The 19,917-nt window shown below is 39.6% G+C and carries 20 protein-coding genes and 1 pseudogene; all 21 read left to right on the top strand.

Annotated features, from left to right (window positions below):
* Positions 1-21 precede the first annotated feature (21 nt).
* The 21 genes and pseudogenes from nusA (at position 22) to LAV82_RS02375 (ending at position 19,818) form a co-directional block, all read left to right on the top strand.
* The gene (gene nusA, locus LAV82_RS02475; RefSeq protein WP_013058839.1) at positions 22-1,134 is read left to right on the top strand and encodes a transcription termination factor NusA; all 1,113 of its coding nucleotides are present in this window, start codon (positions 22-24) and stop codon (positions 1,132-1,134) included.
* A gap of 13 nt (positions 1,135-1,147) precedes the next feature.
* Positions 1,148-1,429, top strand: a complete 282-nt coding sequence (rnpM, locus tag LAV82_RS02470) for an RNase P modulator RnpM (protein WP_013058838.1) — start codon at positions 1,148-1,150, stop codon at positions 1,427-1,429.
* Positions 1,429-1,728, top strand: coding sequence for a YlxQ family RNA-binding protein (locus LAV82_RS02465; RefSeq protein WP_013058837.1), 300 nt, complete (start codon positions 1,429-1,431; stop codon positions 1,726-1,728). The genes rnpM and LAV82_RS02465 overlap by 1 nt, the downstream gene beginning before the upstream one ends.
* Positions 1,729-1,774: 46 nt before the next feature.
* Positions 1,775-3,619 (top strand): annotated as a pseudogene (gene infB, locus LAV82_RS02460) (translation initiation factor IF-2); the annotation flags it as partial.
* Positions 3,616-3,894 carry a DUF503 domain-containing protein gene (locus tag LAV82_RS02455; protein WP_013058835.1) on the top strand — a complete coding sequence of 93 codons (279 nt, stop codon included), beginning with the start codon at positions 3,616-3,618 and terminating at the stop codon, positions 3,892-3,894. The pseudogene infB and the gene LAV82_RS02455, both read left to right, overlap by 4 nt.
* Before the next feature lie 14 nt (positions 3,895-3,908).
* Entirely contained in the window at positions 3,909-4,274 is a 366-nt protein-coding gene (rbfA, locus tag LAV82_RS02450; protein ID WP_013058834.1) for a 30S ribosome-binding factor RbfA, read from the top strand.
* 92 nt (positions 4,275-4,366) lie between these two features.
* Complete coding sequence (gene truB, locus LAV82_RS02445; RefSeq protein ID WP_013058833.1) at positions 4,367-5,284, top strand: tRNA pseudouridine(55) synthase TruB; 918 nt, start codon at positions 4,367-4,369, stop codon at positions 5,282-5,284.
* A gap of 28 nt (positions 5,285-5,312) precedes the next feature.
* Positions 5,313-6,269: a bifunctional riboflavin kinase/FAD synthetase gene (gene ribF, locus LAV82_RS02440; protein WP_499715610.1), complete on the top strand. Its 957-nt coding sequence runs from the start codon at positions 5,313-5,315 to the stop codon at positions 6,267-6,269.
* Between the two features lie 149 nt (positions 6,270-6,418).
* Entirely contained in the window at positions 6,419-6,688 is a 270-nt protein-coding gene (gene rpsO, locus LAV82_RS02435; RefSeq protein ID WP_013058831.1) for a 30S ribosomal protein S15, read from the top strand.
* A gap of 168 nt (positions 6,689-6,856) precedes the next feature.
* Positions 6,857-8,983 carry a polyribonucleotide nucleotidyltransferase gene (gene pnp, locus LAV82_RS02430; RefSeq protein WP_013058830.1) on the top strand — a complete coding sequence of 709 codons (2,127 nt, stop codon included), beginning with the start codon at positions 6,857-6,859 and terminating at the stop codon, positions 8,981-8,983.
* A gap of 142 nt (positions 8,984-9,125) precedes the next feature.
* On the top strand, positions 9,126-10,106 hold the full coding sequence (locus tag LAV82_RS02425) for a polysaccharide deacetylase family protein (RefSeq protein WP_499715607.1): 981 nt from the start codon (positions 9,126-9,128) through the stop codon (positions 10,104-10,106).
* A gap of 28 nt (positions 10,107-10,134) precedes the next feature.
* Positions 10,135-11,379 (top strand): M16 family metallopeptidase, encoded by a 1,245-nt coding sequence (locus tag LAV82_RS02420; RefSeq protein WP_013058828.1) that lies wholly within the window; start codon positions 10,135-10,137, stop codon positions 11,377-11,379.
* A 98-nt stretch (positions 11,380-11,477) separates the two neighbouring features.
* Positions 11,478-11,744, top strand: a complete 267-nt coding sequence (locus LAV82_RS02415; protein WP_013058827.1) for a YlmC/YmxH family sporulation protein — start codon at positions 11,478-11,480, stop codon at positions 11,742-11,744.
* 188 nt (positions 11,745-11,932) lie between these two features.
* Positions 11,933-12,832 carry a dipicolinic acid synthetase subunit A gene (dpaA, locus tag LAV82_RS02410; RefSeq protein ID WP_013058826.1) on the top strand — a complete coding sequence of 300 codons (900 nt, stop codon included), beginning with the start codon at positions 11,933-11,935 and terminating at the stop codon, positions 12,830-12,832.
* Positions 12,832-13,437: a dipicolinate synthase subunit B gene (locus LAV82_RS02405; RefSeq protein WP_013058825.1), complete on the top strand. Its 606-nt coding sequence runs from the start codon at positions 12,832-12,834 to the stop codon at positions 13,435-13,437. Before dpaA ends, LAV82_RS02405 begins: the two co-directional genes overlap by 1 nt.
* 191 nt (positions 13,438-13,628) lie before the next feature.
* Positions 13,629-14,672, top strand: a complete 1,044-nt coding sequence (asd, locus tag LAV82_RS02400; protein ID WP_013058824.1) for an aspartate-semialdehyde dehydrogenase — start codon at positions 13,629-13,631, stop codon at positions 14,670-14,672.
* 39 nt (positions 14,673-14,711) lie between these two features.
* On the top strand, positions 14,712-15,944 hold the full coding sequence (dapG, locus tag LAV82_RS02395) for an aspartate kinase (protein WP_211077405.1): 1,233 nt from the start codon (positions 14,712-14,714) through the stop codon (positions 15,942-15,944).
* Positions 15,945-16,019: 75 nt separating this feature from the next.
* Complete coding sequence (dapA, locus tag LAV82_RS02390) at positions 16,020-16,892, top strand: 4-hydroxy-tetrahydrodipicolinate synthase (protein ID WP_013084756.1); 873 nt, start codon at positions 16,020-16,022, stop codon at positions 16,890-16,892.
* A 194-nt stretch (positions 16,893-17,086) separates the two neighbouring features.
* Positions 17,087-18,754 (top strand): ribonuclease J, encoded by a 1,668-nt coding sequence (locus LAV82_RS02385; protein ID WP_499715604.1) that lies wholly within the window; start codon positions 17,087-17,089, stop codon positions 18,752-18,754.
* Between the two features lie 105 nt (positions 18,755-18,859).
* Entirely contained in the window at positions 18,860-19,612 is a 753-nt protein-coding gene (locus tag LAV82_RS02380; protein WP_013058820.1) for a ClpP family protease, read from the top strand.
* Entirely contained in the window at positions 19,609-19,818 is a 210-nt protein-coding gene (locus LAV82_RS02375; RefSeq protein WP_013058819.1) for a YlzJ-like family protein, read from the top strand. The genes LAV82_RS02380 and LAV82_RS02375 overlap by 4 nt, the downstream gene beginning before the upstream one ends.
* The last annotated feature ends 99 nt before the right edge of the window (positions 19,819-19,917 follow it).

The following is a 19,917-nucleotide window of genomic DNA, read 5'->3' as shown; positions in this document are numbered from 1 at the left end:
TTAAAGGGGGATTATCCAACGATGAGCAGTGAGTTATTTGATGCCTTAGTCATTCTTGAAAAAGAGAAAGGCATTAGCAAAGATGTAATTATTGAAGCAATTGAAGCAGCGCTAATTTCTGCTTACAAACGCAACTTTAACCAAGCGCAAAACGTACGCGTTGATTTAAATTTAGAAAGAGGTTCAATGCGCGTGTTTGCTCGCAAAGATGTGGTTGATGAAGTATATGATCCACGCCTGGAAATTTCGGTTGAAGAAGCACAAACAATCAACCCTAACTTCCAGCTAGACGATGTGGTTGAAATCGAAGTAACGCCAAAAGACTTTGGGCGCATCGCGGCTCAAACAGCAAAACAAGTTGTTACACAGCGTGTTCGTGAGGCGGAACGAGGCGTTATCTATTCAGAGTTCAGCGATCGCGAAGAAGATATTATGACAGGTATTGTTCAGCGTCAAGATTCTCGCTTCATTTATGTGAGCCTTGGCAAAATTGAAGCATTGCTTCCTCAAAGCGAGCAAATGCCAAATGAACAGTATAAACCTCATGATCGTATTAAAGTGTATATTACGAAAGTAGAAAAAACAACAAAAGGCCCACAAATCTATGTTTCACGTACGCACCCAGGTCTTTTAAAACGTCTTTTCGAAAAAGAAGTACCGGAAATCTATGACGGTACAGTTGAATTAAAATCAGTAGCTCGCGAAGCTGGAGACCGTTCAAAAATCTCTGTTCATTCTGAGTATGCTGAAGTAGATCCGGTCGGTTCTTGTGTTGGGCCAAAAGGTCAGCGCGTACAGGCTGTTGTAAATGAACTAAAAGGTGAAAAAATTGATATCGTTCGCTGGTCAAATGACCCAGTTGAATTTGTTGCCAATGCTTTAAGTCCATCTAAGGTAGTAGATGTGATTGTAGATGAAAATGAAAAAGCAACAACTGTTATCGTTCCTGACTATCAGCTGTCACTTGCAATTGGTAAACGTGGACAAAATGCACGTCTAGCTGCTAAGCTGACAGGCTGGAAAATTGATATTAAAAGTCAATCAGAAGCTGAACAAGAAGGTATGGTTGTAAAAAACAGCGACGATATGCTAGTAAGTCAACATGCATTTGATTCAGATGAAGATATGGAATAAGAGGTGAGCCAAGGTGAACAATCGTAAAAAAGTCCCGATGCGAAAATGTGTGGCCACTGGAGAAATGAAGCCTAAAAAAGAGCTAGTACGCGTTGTACGCTCAAAAGAAGGCGACGTTTCAGTTGATGTAACGGGTAAAAAGTCCGGGCGCGGAGCTTATGTAAGCAAGGATAAAGAAGCAATTTTATTGGCAAAAAAGAAAAATGTGCTTTCGACACATTTAGGCGCGTCAATAGATGAAGCGGTTTATGAAGAGTTGCTAGCGCTTGTAGAAAAGGAGAAACAGTCACGCTAATGAATGAACAATGGATCTCCTTTTTAGGGCTTGCAAACCGTGCACGCAAATTGATTTCTGGAGAAGAACTTGTGGTTAGAGAAGTTCGGAAACAAAAAGCAAAGTTAGTACTTTTAGCAAGCGATGCGTCTGAAAACACAAAGAAAAAAGTAACGGATAAATGTTCTTACTACAACGTTTCGGTTAAAATCGTTCCCGATCGCTATACGCTAGGTCAAGCGATTGGTAAAGATGCTCGAGTTGTAGTAGCCGTGATGGACGAGGGATTTGCTAAAAAGCTAGCAACGATGCTCGGTTAATTTTATGGGGGTGAAAGTATTGAATAAAAATACAAAATCAACAGCTAACAAAGGAAACAATAAAGGTAACAAAAAGCCACAGGCACAAAAGTCACAGGCACCAAAAGGTAGACCAGCTCCAGCAGCTGCAAAAGAGTTACCGGAAAAAGTAACGTTTGTCGGAAGCTTAACGGTTTCTGAGTTAGCAAAAGAATTAGGCAAAGAGCCTTCTGAAATTATTAAAAAACTATTTATGCTTGGTGTAATGGCAACAATTAACCAAGAGTTAGATAAAGATTCTATCGAACTAATTGCCGGAGAATACGGTGTAGAAGTTGAAGAAGAAGTAGTAGTAGATGACACTGCTTTTGAATCATTAGAAATCATTGATGACGAAAAAGACCTTCAAGTGCGTCCTCCAGTTGTTACAATCATGGGTCACGTTGACCACGGTAAAACGACGCTTCTTGACTCTATCCGTAACACAAAAGTAACGGCTGCAGAAGCAGGCGGTATCACGCAGCATATCGGTGCTTATCAAGTTGTGGTTGACGAAAAGAAAATTACATTCCTTGATACACCAGGACATGCTGCATTTACAACGATGCGTGCTCGCGGTGCGCAAGTAACGGATATTACAATCCTTGTTGTTGCAGCAGACGATGGTGTAATGCCTCAAACAATTGAAGCGATTAACCATGCAAAAGCGGCAGAAGTGCCAATTATTGTTGCGGTTAACAAAATGGATAAAGAAGCAGCAAATCCAGATCGCGTTATGCAAGAACTAATGGAGCACGGCCTTGTAGCTGAAGAGTGGGGCGGAGAAACAATCTTCTGTAAGCTTTCAGCCATTTCAGGTGAAGGGATCGATCAATTGCTTGAAATGATTTTACTTGTAAGTGAAGTAGAAGAGTTAAAAGCAAATCCTAACCGTCGTGCAGCAGGTACAGTTGTAGAAGCACAGCTAGATAAAGGCCGTGGGTCTGTAGCAACGCTTCTTGTTCAAACTGGTACACTACGCGTAGGTGATCCAATCGTAGTCGGAAATACGTTTGGCCGCGTTCGCGCAATGGTAAATGATATCGGCCGCCGAGTGAAGGAAGTAGGACCATCTACTCCGGTTGAGATTACTGGCTTAAACGAAGTTCCGTTAGCTGGAGATCGTTTCTTAGTGTTTGAAGATGAGAAAACAGCTCGTCAAATCGGAGAAGCTCGTGCTCAAAAGCAGCTTGAACAACAGCGTGGTGAAAAATCTCGCGTAAGCTTAGATGATTTATTTGAAAAAATTAAACAAGGTGAAATGAAAGACTTAAATCTTATCGTAAAAGCAGACGTACAAGGTTCTGTAGAAGCATTGGCTGCTGCTCTTCAAAAGATTGATGTAGAGGGTGTAAATGTTCGTATTATCCATACGGGTGTAGGTGCGATTACAGAATCTGATATCATTCTTGCAACTGCTTCTAACGCAATCGTTATCGGCTTTAACGTGCGTCCGGATGCTGGAGCAAAACGTACAGCTGACGTAGAAAACGTAGATATTCGTCTTCACCGCATTATTTATAAAGTAATTGAAGAAATTGAATCTGCGATGAAAGGAATGCTTGATCCTGAGTTTGCTGAAAAAATCATCGGTCAAGTGGAAGTACGTCAAACATTCAAAGTATCAAAAGTTGGTACAATCGCAGGAAGTTACGTAACAGACGGTAAAATTACACGTAACAGTGGAATTCGTTTAATCCGTGACGGAATTGTTATCTTTGAAGGTGAAGTAGATGTGCTAAAACGCTTTAAAGACGATGCAAAAGAAGTCGCTCAAGGATATGAGTGTGGTATTACAATTAAAAACTTCAATGATATTAAAGAAGGAGATATTATTGAAGCATATGTAATGGAGCAAATTGATCCTAAATGATTGGACTAGTGGAGTGTGAATGCTTAATTTACGATGCTGCTTCTCTTAAAGAAAAACGTGCCGTGCTTCAGCGCATCTTGATGCGCTTGAAGCAGCGGTTTAACGTATCAGTTTCAGAAACTGATTTTCAAGATGTGTGGCAACGAACAAAAATTAGCATTGTCGCAGTCTCATCTAGCCGTGTCACAACGGAACAAGAACTGCAAAAAGCGCTAAGCTTGATTGATTCTTTTCCAGAGATTGAACGTACCATTACAACTTTTGATTGGTTATAAAAGGGGTGACACAGATGAACATAAGAGCAACTAGAGTCGGAGAACAAATGAAAAAAGAGATGGGCGAGATTTTAAATCGTAAAATCAAGGATCCGCGCATCGGTTTTGTGACTGTAACAGATGTTCAAGTATCAGGCGATTTACAGCAAGCGAAAGTGTATATCTCTGTTTTAGGAGATGCTGAACAGCGTGAGAATACGTTAAAAGGCCTTGCGAAAGCAAAAGGATTTATCCGCTCAGAAATCGGTCAGCGCATTCGCTTACGTAAAACACCTGAAATTACGTTTGAGTTTGATGAATCAATTGATTATGGTAATCGAATTGAATCATTGCTTCATGAAATTAAAAAAGAAAGCGATGACCATCAAGAGAACGAATAAGATCAGTGAATGTAGAAACAAAAAAGGGTGTCTCAAAAGTGGTTTTTGCTTCTGAGACACCCTTTTTTAAATGAAAAGGAGATGAAGAATGAGTGGACGGTGTTTTAGTTTTACATAAACCAGCTGGGCTGACTTCGCACGACTGTGTGTTTAAAGTCCGAAAGCTGCTTCGCACTAAAAAAGTAGGGCATACAGGCACATTAGACCCAGACGTTACAGGGGTATTGCCTATTTGTATCGGTAGAGCTACCAAGATTGTAGAATATCTAACAGGAGCTACTAAAACCTATGAAGGAGAAGTTACACTCGGATTTTCTACAACAACAGAAGATTCTTCCGGAGAGGTTGTAGAAGAAAAGAAAGTAGAGGATTCTTTTTCACGTGCTCAAATCGAAGAAGTGCTGTCTTCGATGACAGGAGAACTTCAGCAAGTCCCTCCAATGTATTCAGCGGTAAAGGTCAAAGGTAAAAAACTATATGAATATGCAAGGCAAGGAATCGAGGTAGAGCGCCCTGTTAGAACTATTCATATCTATAGCTTTGAACTGCTGGATGATCGCTCTACATTTGAGGGAGAACAGATTTCCTTCAAATTCCGCGTAACGTGCAGCAAAGGTACATATGTGCGAACGCTTGCTGTGATGATTGGAGAAGCTCTTGGCTATCCATCTCATATGTCTTATTTGCAGCGAACAGGTTCCGGGCAGTTTTCACTGGAAGATTGTGTGACATTCGAAGATATTGAACGGGCGGTAGAAGAAGAAACGATCACTGAGAAACTGCATTCGATCGAAGAAGCTCTTAATCATTTGCCGAAACTTCAAATTAGTGATACATTAGCAGAGAAAGTGAAAAATGGCGCGGTATTGCCGTGTACGGAAGATGAAGAGTTAAAAAAAGAACCATTCTTTTTAATGATAAATTCTGCAGGCAAGTGCTTAGCAATTTATGCTCAGCACCCAACAAAAAAACATTTAATGAAGCCGGTTAAAGTGTTGGCAATCGACTAGACCGGTTAGAGAAAAGGTGAACTGTGTTTTGGAAACGATTGAAATTCGACATCCACACCACTTTCAACGAGAAGCTGTTCAACAATCAGTGTTAGCGCTTGGTTATTTTGATGGTGTGCATTTAGGGCATCAGCAAGTGATAAATTCAGCAAAACAGTTAGCGGATGAAAAAGGCATAGCTAGTGCTGTTATGACGTTTACTCCTCACCCTTCTGTGGTGCTTGGGCGTAATGTGCAGCACATTGATATGATCACACCACTTCAAGAAAAAAAGAAACTCATTGAGGAAATGGGAATTGACTTTTTATATATCGTTCATTTTGATAAACAGTTTGCAGCACTATTGCCTCAAGAGTTTGTTGATCAGTATATTATTGGCCTGAATGTGCAGCATGTGGTAGCTGGATTTGACTATACGTATGGAAAGTTAGGTAAAGGAACAATGGAAATACTACCATTTCATTCTCGATCAAAATTCACTCAAACAACAATTGATAAGTTAACAAATGGCGAAGAAAAAATTAGTTCAACGCTTATTCGCGAAAATTTAGCAAATGGAGACATGCATCGAGTAAAAGAGCTGCTTGGGCGCTATTATGAAGTGTCAGGTACAGTAACTCATGGAGAAAAGCGAGGCAGACAAATAGGTTTTCCGACTGCTAACATCGCTTTAGACGATGAGTATTTACTTCCGCGCATCGGCGTGTATGCTGTTGAGCTTCAGCTCCACGGCAAGTGGTATGCAGGAGTATGCAACGTGGGCTACAAGCCGACTTTTCACGATAATTTAGAAAAGCCAACAATCGAAGTCCACTTATTATCATTTGACGAGCAAATCTACGGTCAGCACGTAACGGTGAAATGGCACCGAATGATTCGTTCAGAAAAAAAGTTTAGCGGCATCGAAGAGCTTGTCGGTCAGATCTCAAAGGACAAGGAAGAAGCCCTTGCTTATTTTGAAGGAATTCAAAAGCATAAGAAATAAAAAAATATATATAAATAGTGGCTACGACTTGCTTTTTGTTCTAATAAGTAGTAACATAACACTTGTATGTAAAACAACCATTGCTTGGCATTACGATTCACCAACGTTTTGCTCGGTAACTGGGGTTTAATAATAAGGAGGTGAATAGGATGGCTATCACACAAGAGCGTAAAAATGAAATCATTAGTGAGTACAAAACTCATGCGAACGACACTGGTTCTCCAGAAGTTCAAATCGCTGTCCTAACAGAGCAAATTAACAATCTAAACGGTCACTTACGTACTCATAAAAAGGATCACCATTCACGTCGTGGTCTTTTAAAAATGGTAGGTCGACGTCGTAACTTACTTAACTACCTACGTAACAAAGACGTTACTCGTTATCGTGAGTTAATCAACAAACTTGGTTTACGTCGATAATAAGAAGAAAGCGGGAGCATTCCCGCTTTTTTAGTATGTACATTTAAGAAACATTAAAGATGCTACATAATGTGAAAAAAGCTATTGTTTTTGGATATTTCGTTTATAATAAAACTATCACATTTGATTACATACATATTTTATATGTAGAGAGGGGTACTCGTCGATATGGAACAAGAAAAACGAGTGTTCTCCGTAGATCTAGCTGGACGAAAGCTAGAAGTTGAAGTTGGCCAGTTGGCAAAACAAGCAAATGGCGCAGCATTAATCCGCTATGGAGACACAGTTGTATTAAGTACAGCAACGGCTTCAAAAGAGCCTAAAAATGTAGATTTCTTCCCGTTAACAGTAAACTATGAAGAGCGTTTATATGCAGTCGGTAAAATCCCAGGTGGATTCATTAAGCGTGAAGGCAGACCAAGTGAAAAAGCAATCTTGGCTAGCCGTTTAATCGACCGTCCGATTCGTCCTTTATTCGCAGATGGTTTCCGAAATGAAGTTCAAGTTGTCAGCGTTGTAATGAGCGTAGATCAAAACTGTTCTTCAGAAATCGCGGCAATGTTCGGTTCTTCATTAGCATTATCAGTATCTGATATTCCATTTGAAGGTCCTATTGCAGGCGTAATCGTAGGCCGTGTAGACAATGAATTTGTTGTAAACCCAACGGTAGATGAGCTTGAAAAAAGCGATATTCATCTGACGGTTGCTGGTACAAAAGACGCGATCAACATGGTTGAAGCAGGCGCTGATGAAGTACCGGAAGAAGTAATGTTAGAAGCAATTATGTTTGGACATGAGCAAATTAAAAAATTAATTGCGTTCCAAGAAGAAATTGTAGCAGCAGTAGGCAAAGAAAAAGTAGAAGTTGAGCTTTATACTGTTGATGCTGACCTTGAGCGTCAAGTTCGTGAAATTGCAGAAGGTGACATGAACCGTGCCGTTCAAGTTCAAGAAAAGCACGCGCGCGAAAATGCGATTAAAGAAGTGAAAAGCGCAGTAGCTGCAAAATTTGAAGAGCAAGATGTAGAAGAAGAAGTACTAAATCAAGTGAATGAAATTTTATCGAAGCTTGTTAAAAGTGAAGTGCGTCGCTTGATCACAGAAGAAAAAGTGCGTCCTGATGGCCGTAGTATTGATGAAATTCGTCCACTTTCTTCTGAAACAAACTTGCTTCCTCGTACACACGGATCTGGATTATTTACGCGTGGACAAACTCAAGCGCTTAGCATCTGTACATTAGGTGCACTTGGCGATGTGCAAATTTTAGATGGTTTAAGTGTAGAAGAATCTAAACGCTTCATGCATCACTATAACTTCCCTTCATTTAGTGTTGGTGAAACTAGACCGATGCGCGGACCGGGTCGTCGTGAAATTGGACATGGTGCGCTAGGTGAACGTGCACTTGAGCCGGTTATTCCAAATGAAAAAGATTTCCCTTATACAATTCGTCTTGTATCTGAAGTATTAGAGTCAAACGGTTCTACTTCACAAGCAAGTATTTGTGCAAGTACGCTTGCAATGATGGATGCTGGGGTTCCAATTAAAGCACCTGTAGCAGGGATTGCCATGGGTCTGATCAAATCAGGTGAACACTACTCGATTCTAACGGACATTCAAGGAATGGAAGATCACCTAGGAGATATGGACTTTAAAGTAGCAGGTACGGAAAATGGCGTAACTGCGCTTCAAATGGATATTAAAATTGACGGGTTATCTCGTGAAATATTGGATGAAGCCCTTCAACAAGCAAAAAAAGGCCGTATGCAGATCTTAAATCATATGATGTCAACGATTGCTACGCCTCGTCAAGAGCTTTCTCAATATGCGCCTAAGATCCTTACAATGGCTATTAACCCTGATAAAATTCGTGATGTTATTGGACCAAGCGGCAAGCAAATCAATAAAATCATCGAAGAAACAGGCGTTAAAATTGATATCGAACAAGATGGTACAATCTTCATTTCTTCTATTGATCAGCCGATGAATGAAAAAGCGAAGAAAATTATTGAAGATCTTGTACGCGAAGTTGAAGTCGGCCAAATGTACTTAGGAAAAGTAAAACGAATTGAAAAATTCGGTGCATTTGTAGAAATCTTCAGCGGAAAAGATGGGCTTGTTCACATTTCAGAGCTTGCAGAAGAGCGTATTGGAAAAGTGGAAGACGTTGTATCGATTGGCGACGAGATTTTAGTTAAGGTTATGGAAATTGATAAACAAGGCCGCGTTAACTTATCTCGTAAAGCAATTTTAAAAGAACAAAAAGAAAAAGAAGAAAAAGCAAAAGAAACAAAATAATCTTCTTTTACTACTATATAGATATTGTGAAATCGTCCATACATGAAGAAAATCCATGTTTAGGGCGATTTTATCGTTTGTAGATGTTTGTTCTACCTTGTCCTCTTTATACATATTTTAAATGGTAAAGGGGGAAGGATAAGTGAAGAGAACCATTGTGCAATTTACAGCATTTCTATTTTTACTGGCAATTACATATAAATCTATTTATAATCCTTTTGCTGAAGCATATATAGAAGCACTTAAATCCGATGTACAACTTGTATCAGCTCAGCATGATGCGTTATATCAAAAGATTGAAGAAAAAGCAAAAGATTATGAAAAGCCAGCAGCGGATGCACGAATCGATCCCGTTTGGAAACGGGTTCCTGGCTATAACGGCATAAAAGTTGATCTTGCTGCTTCTTATAAAAATATGAAACCTGCGGGTAAATTTGATGAAAAAAAACTAGTGTACAAACAGGTTAGACCAAAGGTTCACTTGAGTGATTTACCGCAGGAACCTATCTACCGTGGACACGATGAAAAGCCTATGGTATCGTTTACAGTGAACGTAGCATGGGGGAACGAGTATTTGCCTAAAATGTTAGAAGTGCTAAAAAAGCACCATGCTAAAGCAACTTTCTTTTTAGAAGGAAAATGGGTTAAAAATAATCCAGATATGGCAAAAATGATTGTAGACGCAGGTCATGAAGTAGGAAACCACTCTTATTCTCATCCTGATATGGCCACTTTATCGGCTAGTCAAATCAATCAGCAGCTTAAAAAAACGAATGATATTATTACATCTACTACGGGACAAAAAGTAAAATGGTTTGCTCCGCCGAGCGGCAGTTTTCGCCCCGAAGTAGTAACGCTTGCTTCTCAGTTAAAAATGAGTACCATCATGTGGACGGTTGATACAATCGATTGGCAAAAGCCAAGTTCAGAAGTGTTAATTAATCGAGTAATGAAAAAGATTCACCCAGGGGCTATTGTACTGATGCACCCGACTGAATCAACGGCCGAATCACTTGACCAATTGTTAACCGATATTGAACGCAAAGGCCTGAAAGTTAGCGATGTGTCAACAATGCTAGATGAAGAACGAATGATGAAAATACCTTCTTCTACTAAGAAGTAAGTGAGATAAGCAAAAGGGAGGCACTAGCTTGATAAAACGATATACGTGCAAAAATGGTGTAAGAATTGTATTGGAAAATATCCCAACTGTTCGATCTGTGGCCATTGGGGTGTGGATCGGAACGGGTTCTCGAAGTGAACACCCTGAAATTAATGGTGTATCACATTTTCTTGAACATATGTTTTTTAAAGGAACAAAAACAAGATCTGCTCGTGAAATTGCAGAAAGCTTCGACCGCATTGGGGGACAAGTAAATGCATTCACTTCTAAAGAATACACGTGCTACTATGCAAAAGTATTAGACGAACACGCAGATCAAGCGCTAGATGTGCTGGCGGATATGTTCTTTAATTCTTCATTTGATGAAGAGGAATTAGCTCGTGAAAAAAATGTTGTATATGAAGAAATTAAAATGTATGAAGATACACCTGATGATATTGTACATGATTTATTAGGAAAAGCCGTATATGGCAATCATCCATTAGGCTATCCAATTTTAGGAACGGAAGATACGTTAAAAACATTTAACGGTGATTCGCTTCGTCAGTATATGGAGCAAATGTATATTCCCGAAAACATTGTTATTTCAGTAGCTGGAAACATTGATGAAAGTTTTATTCAACAGGTGGAAAACTATTTTGGTACATATACGTCAAGTCATTCCGCTCATCAATATGTTCAGCCAGAGTTCCATACAAATCATATTGCGCGCAAAAAGGAAACAGAGCAAGCTCATCTTTGCCTTGGCTTTAAAGGTTTGCCAATCGGCGGAGAAGATGTATATAGCTTAATTGTATTAAATAACGTGCTTGGCGGAAGTATGAGCAGTCGTTTGTTCCAAGAAGTCCGCGAACAGCGCGGCTTGGCTTATTCTGTTTTCTCTTATCATTCTTCTTATCGAGACAGCGGTCTTGTCACGATTTATGGGGGGACGGGAAGCCATCAGCTTGACGTATTATATGATACGGTTCAAGAAACGCTTTATGATCTGAAAGACAAAGGTATTACGGATAAAGAACTTTCTAACAGCAAAGAGCAGCTGAAAGGAAACTTAATGCTGAGTCTCGAAAGTACAAATAGCCGTATGAGCAGAAACGGAAAAAATGAGTTAATGCTAGGCTATCACCGCTCATTAGATGAGATTTTAGACCTTGTTAATGCCGTGACTAAAGATAGTGTAAATGGTCTTGCGCGAGATATTTTCAAAGATGAATTTGCTCTTTCATTAATAAGCCCGAGTGGAGATTTACCTAAAGGTTTTAAAGGAAATTAAACAGTAACAGTAAGGCTGGCTAAAATAATTGAGCCAGCCTTATTTTTTTGTAATTTTTTGTATGGTTGTTCAATAAATTAGATGAAAGGAGGGATTTTATGAGATTAAGCGAACTGAGTGGAAAAGAAATTGTAGATGTTAAGCGAGCAGAGCGTTTGGGTATTTTAGGGCAAACAGATCTTGAAATTAATGAACATACGGGACAAATTAATGCGCTTATTATTCCATCTGTGAAGTGGTTTGGGTTTCGAAAGCAAGGAGATGAAGTGCGAGTGCCGTGGGGGAATATCGAGAAAATTGGTACAGATATGGTGATTGTAAATGTCCATCAGCTAGAAGACATAAACAATGAGTCAACAAAATAAGAAACGAGATGCTTACTGCATCTCGTTTCTTTTATTTTCAGCGATAAAGATTCACCGATTCCTGTGTGTTTACATAGTATGTTGGAGAAAAGCAATAGGCATTCTAGGGCGTAATGATAGCACTTTACATCTCGATGGTTTAAGCGAAAGATACATCTATTTAATGTTAAAGAAGGTGAAAATGAAACATGTTAACGGATTTGCACATAGCTGTAATTGGCGGTGATGCTAGGCAGCTTGAAGTCATTCGAAAATTAATTCAATTAGATGCAAAAACCTCTCTTATTGGTTTTGATCAGCTAGATCATGGTTTTACAGGTGCGACGAAATATCAGATAGAGGAGCTGGATTTTTCAGATGTTGACGCCATCATCCTTCCAGTGCCTGGAACAAATCACGAAGGGCAAGTAGATACTATTTTTTCAAATGAAAAAGTAGTGTTGACTGAAGAAATACTTAAAAAAACGCCTGAGCACTGCATTATTTATTCTGGTATTAGCAATGGGTATTTAAACGAATTAGTCAAAACGACAAACCGTAAACTCGTTCAGCTATTTGAGCGTGATGATGTAGCAATTTATAACTCTATTCCTACTGTTGAAGGTACCATCATGCTTGTTATTCAACATACAGATTTTACTATTCACGGTTCAAATATTTCTGTCCTAGGTTTAGGAAGAGTAGGAATGAGCGTGGCGAGGTCCTTTGCTGCACTGGGTGCCAATGTAAAAGTAGGAGCTAGAAAATCTGAACATTTAGCACGTATTGCTGAAATGGGTTTGCAACCTTTCTATCTTTCTGAACTCGATAAAGAAATTGCTGATAGTGATATATGTATTAACACCATTCCATACCCCATCTTAACGGCTAAGACATTATCTAATGTCCCGACCCATGCGCTCATTATTGATTTAGCTTCAAAGCCTGGAGGAACCGATTTCCGCTATGCAGAAAAACGGGGAATTAAAGCTATTTTAGCACCTGGTCTTCCAGGAATTGTGGCTCCAAAAACAGCAGGTCAGATTGTCGCTAATGTATTAGTGAATTTATTAAAAGACGCTGCGGATGCGAGAGAGGAGAAAAAATAATGTCATTAAAAGGTAAAAGAATAGGGTTTGGCTTAACCGGATCTCACTGTACGTATGATGCGGTTATGCCGGAAATTGAAAAGCTTGTTAATTTGGGAGCAGAAGTGTTACCGGTTGTTTCTTACACTGTACAATCCACAAATACTCGTTTTGGAGATGGAGAAGACTGGGTGAAGAAAATTGAGGAATTAACAGGTCACGCCGTCATCAATACAATTGTAAAAGCAGAGCCTTTAGGACCAAAAATTCCGCTTGATTGTATGGTGGTTGCCCCGATCACTGGGAATACGATGAGTAAGTTTGCAAATGCAATGACTGAATCTCCGGTACTCATGGCAGCTAAAGCAACGCTTCGTAATAATAAGCCGGTGGTACTGGGAATTTCGACTAATGACGCACTAGGGCTAAATGGTGTAAACTTAATGAGGCTAATGGCGACTAAAAATATTTATTTTATTCCATTTGGTCAAGATGACCCGGTGCTTAAGCCAAATTCAATGGTAGCGCGTATGACGATGTTATCAGACACGGTGTACGCAGCGCTTGAAGATAAACAGATTCAGCCTGTTATTGTCGAAAGGTTCCGCGACGGTCAAGAGTCATAGGACATATATGCCTCTTGCTGTTGCATGAATCTATTCAATACTGCGGCTGTAAGAGAACTCTCAATCTCAAAGAAGAGAAGATTTTAAAAATCTTCTCTTCTTTGACGCAATGAAGCATAATAATATGTTAAAATAGTCAGTATATGCAGATAAATGTTGAGTAGTTGAAAATTGTTGGAGGCGGTATTAAAATGACAAGAGAATTACATGTAGCAGTAGTAGGAGCAACAGGTGCAGTAGGACAACAAATGATTAAAACCCTACAGGAGCGTAATTTTCCAGTTGGTAAATTAACGTTATTATCTTCAGCTCGTTCAGCTGGTAAAAAAGTGTTGTTTAACGGAGAAGAAGTTGTTGTGCAAGAAGCAACTCCGGATAGCTTTGAAGGCGTAGACATTGCTTTATTCAGTGCAGGCGGGAGCATTTCAAAAGCACTTGCACCAGAGGCAGTAAAACGCGGAGCAATCGTTGTAGACAACACAAGCGCTTATCGAATGGATGAAAATGTCCCGTTAGTTGTGCCGGAAGTGAATGAAGACGCATTACACGCACATAACGGAATTATTGCTAATCCAAACTGCTCTACAATTCAAATGGTTGCAGCATTACAGCCATTGCGCGAAACATACGGCTTATCTAAAGTGCTAGTATCAACGTATCAAGCCGTTTCTGGAGCAGGAGCTGCTGCAATTAATGAATTAAAAGAACAAGCTAAAGCTATTTTAGAAGAAAAAGAGTTTACACCGGAAATTTTACCGGTTGGTGGAGATAAAAAACATTATCAAATTGCTTTTAATGCCATTCCGCAAATTGATAAATTTCAAGATAACGGTTTTACATTTGAAGAAATGAAAATGATTAATGAAACGAAGAAAATTATGAGCATGCCTGAATTGCCAGTAGCTGCTACTTGTGTTCGTCTACCGGTTGTAACAGGTCATTCAGAGTCAGTGTACATTGAAATTGAAAAAGACGGTGTAACGGTAGCTGATGTGAAAAATTTATTGGCTGATGCACCTGGTATCGTATTGCAAGATGATCCAGAAAATCAAGTATATCCAATGCCAGCAGATTGTGTAGGTAAACGAGATGTGTTTGTCGGCCGTATTCGTAAAGATTTAGATCGCGATAACGGTTTCCATATGTGGATCGTTTCTGATAACTTGTTAAAAGGTGCAGCTTGGAATTCTGTACAAATTGCAGAATCACTTATTAAGCTTAGCTTAGTAAAATAAGCGCAACCAGAGTGTCTCGGAACATGATGAGGTGTAAGTATGAAAATAATCGTCCAAAAATTTGGAGGAACTTCCGTTCGTAACGAAGAAGGAAGAGCGAGAGCAATCTATCATTTAAATAATGTATTAAGTGAGGGTTACAAAGTAGTCGTTGTCGTATCGGCAATGGGACGAAAAGGTGAGCCGTATGCAACAGATACTTTGCTTTCACTTGTTGATGGAAATAAAGCGTCACTTAACAAACGTGAGCTTGATATGCTTATGGCATGCGGAGAGTTAATTTCATCGGTTGTATTTACGAATTTATTAAACGAAAATGGTATTAAAGCTACAGCATTAAACGGTGCACAGGCCGGGTTTGTGACGAATGATGATTTTACCAATGCCAAGATACTGGAAATGAAATGCGACCGTTTGTTAAAAGAATTAGAAGAATATGATGTCGTTGTTGTAACAGGCTTTCAAGGGGCAACTACTGAAGGTGATACAACAACGCTTGGACGCGGAGGCAGCGATACATCTGCTTCAGCTTTAGGTGCAGCCCTTATGGCTGATTACATTGACATTTTCACAGATGTAGAAGGTGTGATGACAGCGGACCCGCGTATTGTAGAAGATGCAAGGCCGCTATCCGTTGTCACATATAACGAAATATGCAATATGGCTTATCAAGGTGCAAAAGTAGTTCACCCACGTGCCGTAGAGATTGCCATGCAGGCAAAAGTACCGATGCGCGTCCGTTCCACTTATGCTGATTCAGCAGGTACGCTCGTTACATCTCAAGGTGAAGCACAGCAGCGTGGAAGCGATGTGCAAGAACGCCTTGTAACAGGCATCGCGCACGTATCCAACGTCACTCAAATTAAAGTTTTTAGTAAAGAAGGCCATTATGATACGCAAGCAGAAGTATTCAAAGCAATGGCACAAGAAAAAATCAGCGTAGATTTTATCAATATTTCACCGAAGGGTGTTGTATATACGGTAACAGATGAAGCAACTGACAAAGCGATTGATGTGCTTCATGCGCTGGGGTATGAGCCGGCTGTTATTCGCAACTGTGCCAAAGTGTCAACGGTTGGAGCAGGAATTGCAGGGGTGCCTGGTGTTACATCTAAAATTGTTACAGCCCTTTCTAGCGAAGGTATTCAGATTTTACAATCTGCTGACAGCCATACGACGATTTGGGTGCTTGTAAAAGAAGAGGATTTAAAGAAAGCCGTTAATGCTCTTCATGGTGCCTTTGACTTGTCAAAAGCACCGCAAAAGAGATAAACTACATGTTCCGTTAGCTATAAGCTAACGGTTCATTACATGAATAGGGATAATGCAATTTCAAGGAGTGAAAACATGATTGATTTTGGGAAAGTCGCAACAGCGATGGTAACGCCTTTTGATCATAAAGGAAATATTGATTTTGAAAAAACAACGCAGCTTATTAACTATTTAATCAGCAACGGTTCGGATGCGTTGGTTATTGCAGGAACAACGGGTGAATCTCCTACGCTTTCAACAGAAGAAAAGCTGGCGCTGTTCCGCCACTCAGTAAAGGTAGTAGATGGCCGTGTACCTGTTGTGGCTGGTACAGGAAGCAACAATACGTATGCATCAATTGAATTAACGAAAAAGGCAGAAGAAATCGGCGTAGATGCGATTATGATTGTAGCACCTTATTACAACAAGCCGAATCAGGAAGGCTTATATCAGCACTTTAAAACAATTGCTGAAAGTACAGAGCTGCCTGTCATGTTATACAATATTCCAGGGCGATCCGTGATCAATATGTCTGTTGATACAATTGTACGCCTAGCTGAACTGCCAAATGTTGTAGCGTTAAAAGATGCAAGTGGAGATCTTGACGCAATGACAGCTATTATCGCACAAACAAGCGATGATTTTGCTTTATACAGCGGTGATGATGGCTTAACACTACCGGTATTAGCAATTGGAGGAACTGGTATTATTTCTGTTGCCTCTCACATTATTGGGAATGAAATGCAAGAGATGGTTAAGCTTTATGAGTCAGGAAATCCGAAGGAAGCAGCAAAAATTCATCAGCGTATTGTACCTGTTATGAAATCTCTTTTTGCAGCTCCAAGTCCAACGCCTGTTAAAACGGCTTTACAGCTAAAAGGATTAGACGTAGGATCGGTACGATTACCTTTAGTTCCGTTAACAGAAGAAGAACGCCAAACGTTAGTCAGCACATTAAATACGCTATAAGCTATAAGTATGTTTTTTAAACGTCTCTTCATTGACCGTATATACGAGTCGATGAAGGGACGTTTTTTTCTTATAAGATAATAGAAGAGCAGATGACGGAAATAGACGAATGAAATTTCTTGTATTCCAATTCTTACTTCAGTTATAATGTAAGCAAATGAAATTGTACGGGTGAAAGTAAGTAGGAGGAGCTTATGGTACTAGAAAAGACAGAAAATATTAAAATTTCAGCCTTGGGTGGAGTCGGAGAACTTGGAAAAAACATGTATGTGGTGGAAATCAATGAAAACATATATGTGTTAGATGCAGGATCAAAGTTTCCGGGAGGGGAAATGTTAGGAATTGATATTGTCATTCCGGACATTACATATTTAGTAGAAAATCAGCAGAACGTAAAAGGCATATTTGTTACTCATGGACACGAAGAACAAATTGGCGCTATTCCCTTTATACTTCAAAAATTGGATGTGCCTGTATATGGTACAGAATTAACGCTAGCACTTATCAAAGAAAAGTTAAAAGAATATGGAATTAAAAAATATGAAGCTTTACATCCTATCACTTCGTCAACGGTTTTATCGTTTGAAGGAGTGGATATTTCATTTTTTAGAACGCAGCACAGCATCCAAGATTCAGTCGGTATTTGTTTACAAACAAATCAAGGGGCGATTGTATATACAGGTGATTTTAAATTTGATCAAAATTCAGTCAGCATTCAAAGCGCTGATATTGGAAAAATGGCTGCCATTGGGGAACAAGGCGTCCTGTGTTTGCTTTCAGACAGTACAAATGCGGATAAGCCAGGCTATACAGTTTCTGAAGCCGTCATTGGACAAAATATTACCGACGCTTTTTATAAAAGCAAAGGTCGAATCATTGTTGCTGCATACAGTTCCAATCTGCACCGTATTCAGCAAATCATTCATGCCGCATATCAGCACGGCCGTAACCTGATCGTTATGGAAAAAAGTATGCTGAAAATCATTGATATTGCAGCAGAACTTGGACATTTGCAGCTGCCTGAGGATTTAATTGTTCCTGTACAAAAGCTAAAAGATCTTCCAGAACATGAAACGGTTATTTTAACAACAGGTCATCACGGAGAGCCGATTTTAGGTCTTACTCGAATGGCTAAACAGTCCCATAAATTTATTCAAATCAAACAAGATGATACGGTCCTGCTGGCTGCTACACCTGTGGCGGGGCACGAAACGACCTTTTCAAAAACAATTGACGTCATCTTTCGTTTAGGAGCAAGCGTAGTGTTTGCTCAGAGGAAAGTGCAGGCTTCTGGACACGGCAGTCAAGAAGAATTAAAATTTATGATTAACTTAACAAAGCCGAAATATGTCATGCCTGTGAATGGAGAGTATCGAAAACAAAAAGCTTATGCAAAGCTGGCCGGTCAATTAGGAATATCAGAAGATCATATTTGTTTGCTTGAAAAAGGTGAGCGAGTTGAATTTAAAGATGCTCGCATGTACCCTAGCGGTTCTATTCAAGCGGGAAATACGCTCATTGATGGACTAGGCGTCGGTGATATTGGAAATATCGTTCTGAGAGATCGCAGGCTGCTGTCACAGGACGGAATCTTAACGGTGGTAGTTACGATTAATAAACGCCAAAAAACGGTAGTAGCGGGGCCAGAAATCATCTCCCGCGGATTCGTCTATGTAAGAGAATCAGAAAAGCTTTTAGAAGAAGCAACGAAGATTGTTCAGCAAATTTTAGAAAAGTGTATGGAAGACAAAGTGATCGAGTGGTCTTCATTAAAATTAAAAATGAGAGAAAGTTTAAATCAATTTTTATATGAAAAAACCCGTCGTAAACCGATGATTTTACCGATTATCATGGAAATCTAATGTGAAGCCTTCCCGCTGGGAAGGCTTTTTATTTGCAGCTGATGCGGATGTAATAACTATGAGAAGTTCATACTACTACTATCAATAATTGAAAGGAGCTAGAATATGTTTGAAAATAACGAAAGATTACATTCTGATGAAGCGCCTCAGCAGCCTAATAAAAATGAAGAAAGCAAGGGCGGAATATTAGATAAAATTCAACAACTAGGACAGACCAACGTGGCTCAGCTTCCTCAGGATTCTAATATTCACTGTTTAACGATTGTAGGACAAATCGAAGGGCACATGCAGCTGCCTCCTCAAAACAAAACGACAAAATATGAGCATGTCATCCCGCAAATTGTGGCGATCGAACAAAATCCAAAAATTGAAGGATTGCTTATTATCTTAAATACAGTAGGTGGAGATGTAGAAGCGGGTCTTGCAATTGCTGAAATGATCGCTTCGTTATCCAAGCCTTCTGTGTCTATTGTGTTAGGAGGCGGACATTCAATCGGTGTTCCAATTGCGGTTTCAACTGATTATTCGTATATTGCCGGTACAGCGACCATGACCATTCATCCTATTCGCTTAACGGGTCTTGTTATTGGTGTACCGCAAACATTTGAATACTTAGATAAAATGCAAGAGCGCGTGATTAACTTTGTGAGAGAACACTCTCATATTTCAGAAGAAAAGTTTAAAGAACTTATGTTTTCAAAAGGGAACTTAACGCGTGATATCGGGACAAATGTAGTTGGCGGAGATGCTGTTTCATACGGGTTAATTAATGAAGTAGGCGGAGTTGCTCAAGCGATCAAAAAATTGAATGAACTGATTGAGCAAGGACGTCAGAATGAGGAGCAGCTGCTGCAATGATTTTGTATACAATGATGCCGCAAGAACTGATCTTTCAGCAGTCTTATCATCAAGAACAATCTCAGCCAAAGCTTATTAACCATAATGGAATCCCGGTTATTGTTGAAGAAAATGAACAAAAGCAACAGCAAATTGTGAGGATTTTAAGCACGAATCCTCAAGATTATTTGAATGAAAATTATTATCCTGGTCAAATTTTGTCGTAAGGATTTCAGTATAATTATGGTGAATATGGTATAATGAATATGACGAAGAAGGCAGCCGCTGTATTGGCTGCTTTTTTATTCAACTGATAAAAGAAACAA

The sequence above is a fragment of the Bacillus sp. ILBB4 genome (assembly GCF_035064545.1).
In the GTDB taxonomy this organism is placed as follows: Bacteria; Bacillota; Bacilli; order Bacillales; family Bacillaceae_H; genus Priestia.
The sequence above is the reverse complement of the archived record's forward strand: the minus strand, read 5'-3'. Positions and strand labels throughout refer to the sequence as shown.

Bases quoted from the DNA above. Each gene is read 5' to 3' on its own strand.
- nusA (WP_013058839.1), top strand. From the start codon at position 22: ATGAGCAGTGAGTTATTTGATGCCTTAGTCATTCTTGAAAAAGAGAAA.
- LAV82_RS02465 (WP_013058837.1), top strand. From the start codon at position 1,429: ATGAATGAACAATGGATCTCCTTTTTAGGGCTTGCAAACCGTGCACGC.
- LAV82_RS02455 (WP_013058835.1), top strand. From the start codon at position 3,616: ATGATTGGACTAGTGGAGTGTGAATGCTTAATTTACGATGCTGCTTCT.
- rbfA (WP_013058834.1), top strand. From the start codon at position 3,909: ATGAACATAAGAGCAACTAGAGTCGGAGAACAAATGAAAAAAGAGATG.
- rpsO (WP_013058831.1), top strand. From the start codon at position 6,419: ATGGCTATCACACAAGAGCGTAAAAATGAAATCATTAGTGAGTACAAA.
- pnp (WP_013058830.1), top strand. From the start codon at position 6,857: ATGGAACAAGAAAAACGAGTGTTCTCCGTAGATCTAGCTGGACGAAAG.
- LAV82_RS02415 (WP_013058827.1), top strand. From the start codon at position 11,478: ATGAGATTAAGCGAACTGAGTGGAAAAGAAATTGTAGATGTTAAGCGA.
- dpaA (WP_013058826.1), top strand. From the start codon at position 11,933: ATGTTAACGGATTTGCACATAGCTGTAATTGGCGGTGATGCTAGGCAG.
- LAV82_RS02405 (WP_013058825.1), top strand. From the start codon at position 12,832: ATGTCATTAAAAGGTAAAAGAATAGGGTTTGGCTTAACCGGATCTCAC.
- asd (WP_013058824.1), top strand. From the start codon at position 13,629: ATGACAAGAGAATTACATGTAGCAGTAGTAGGAGCAACAGGTGCAGTA.
- dapG (WP_211077405.1), top strand. From the start codon at position 14,712: ATGAAAATAATCGTCCAAAAATTTGGAGGAACTTCCGTTCGTAACGAA.
- dapA (WP_013084756.1), top strand. From the start codon at position 16,020: ATGATTGATTTTGGGAAAGTCGCAACAGCGATGGTAACGCCTTTTGAT.
- LAV82_RS02385 (WP_499715604.1), top strand. From the start codon at position 17,087: ATGGTACTAGAAAAGACAGAAAATATTAAAATTTCAGCCTTGGGTGGA.
- LAV82_RS02380 (WP_013058820.1), top strand. From the start codon at position 18,860: ATGTTTGAAAATAACGAAAGATTACATTCTGATGAAGCGCCTCAGCAG.
- LAV82_RS02375 (WP_013058819.1), top strand. From the start codon at position 19,609: ATGATTTTGTATACAATGATGCCGCAAGAACTGATCTTTCAGCAGTCT.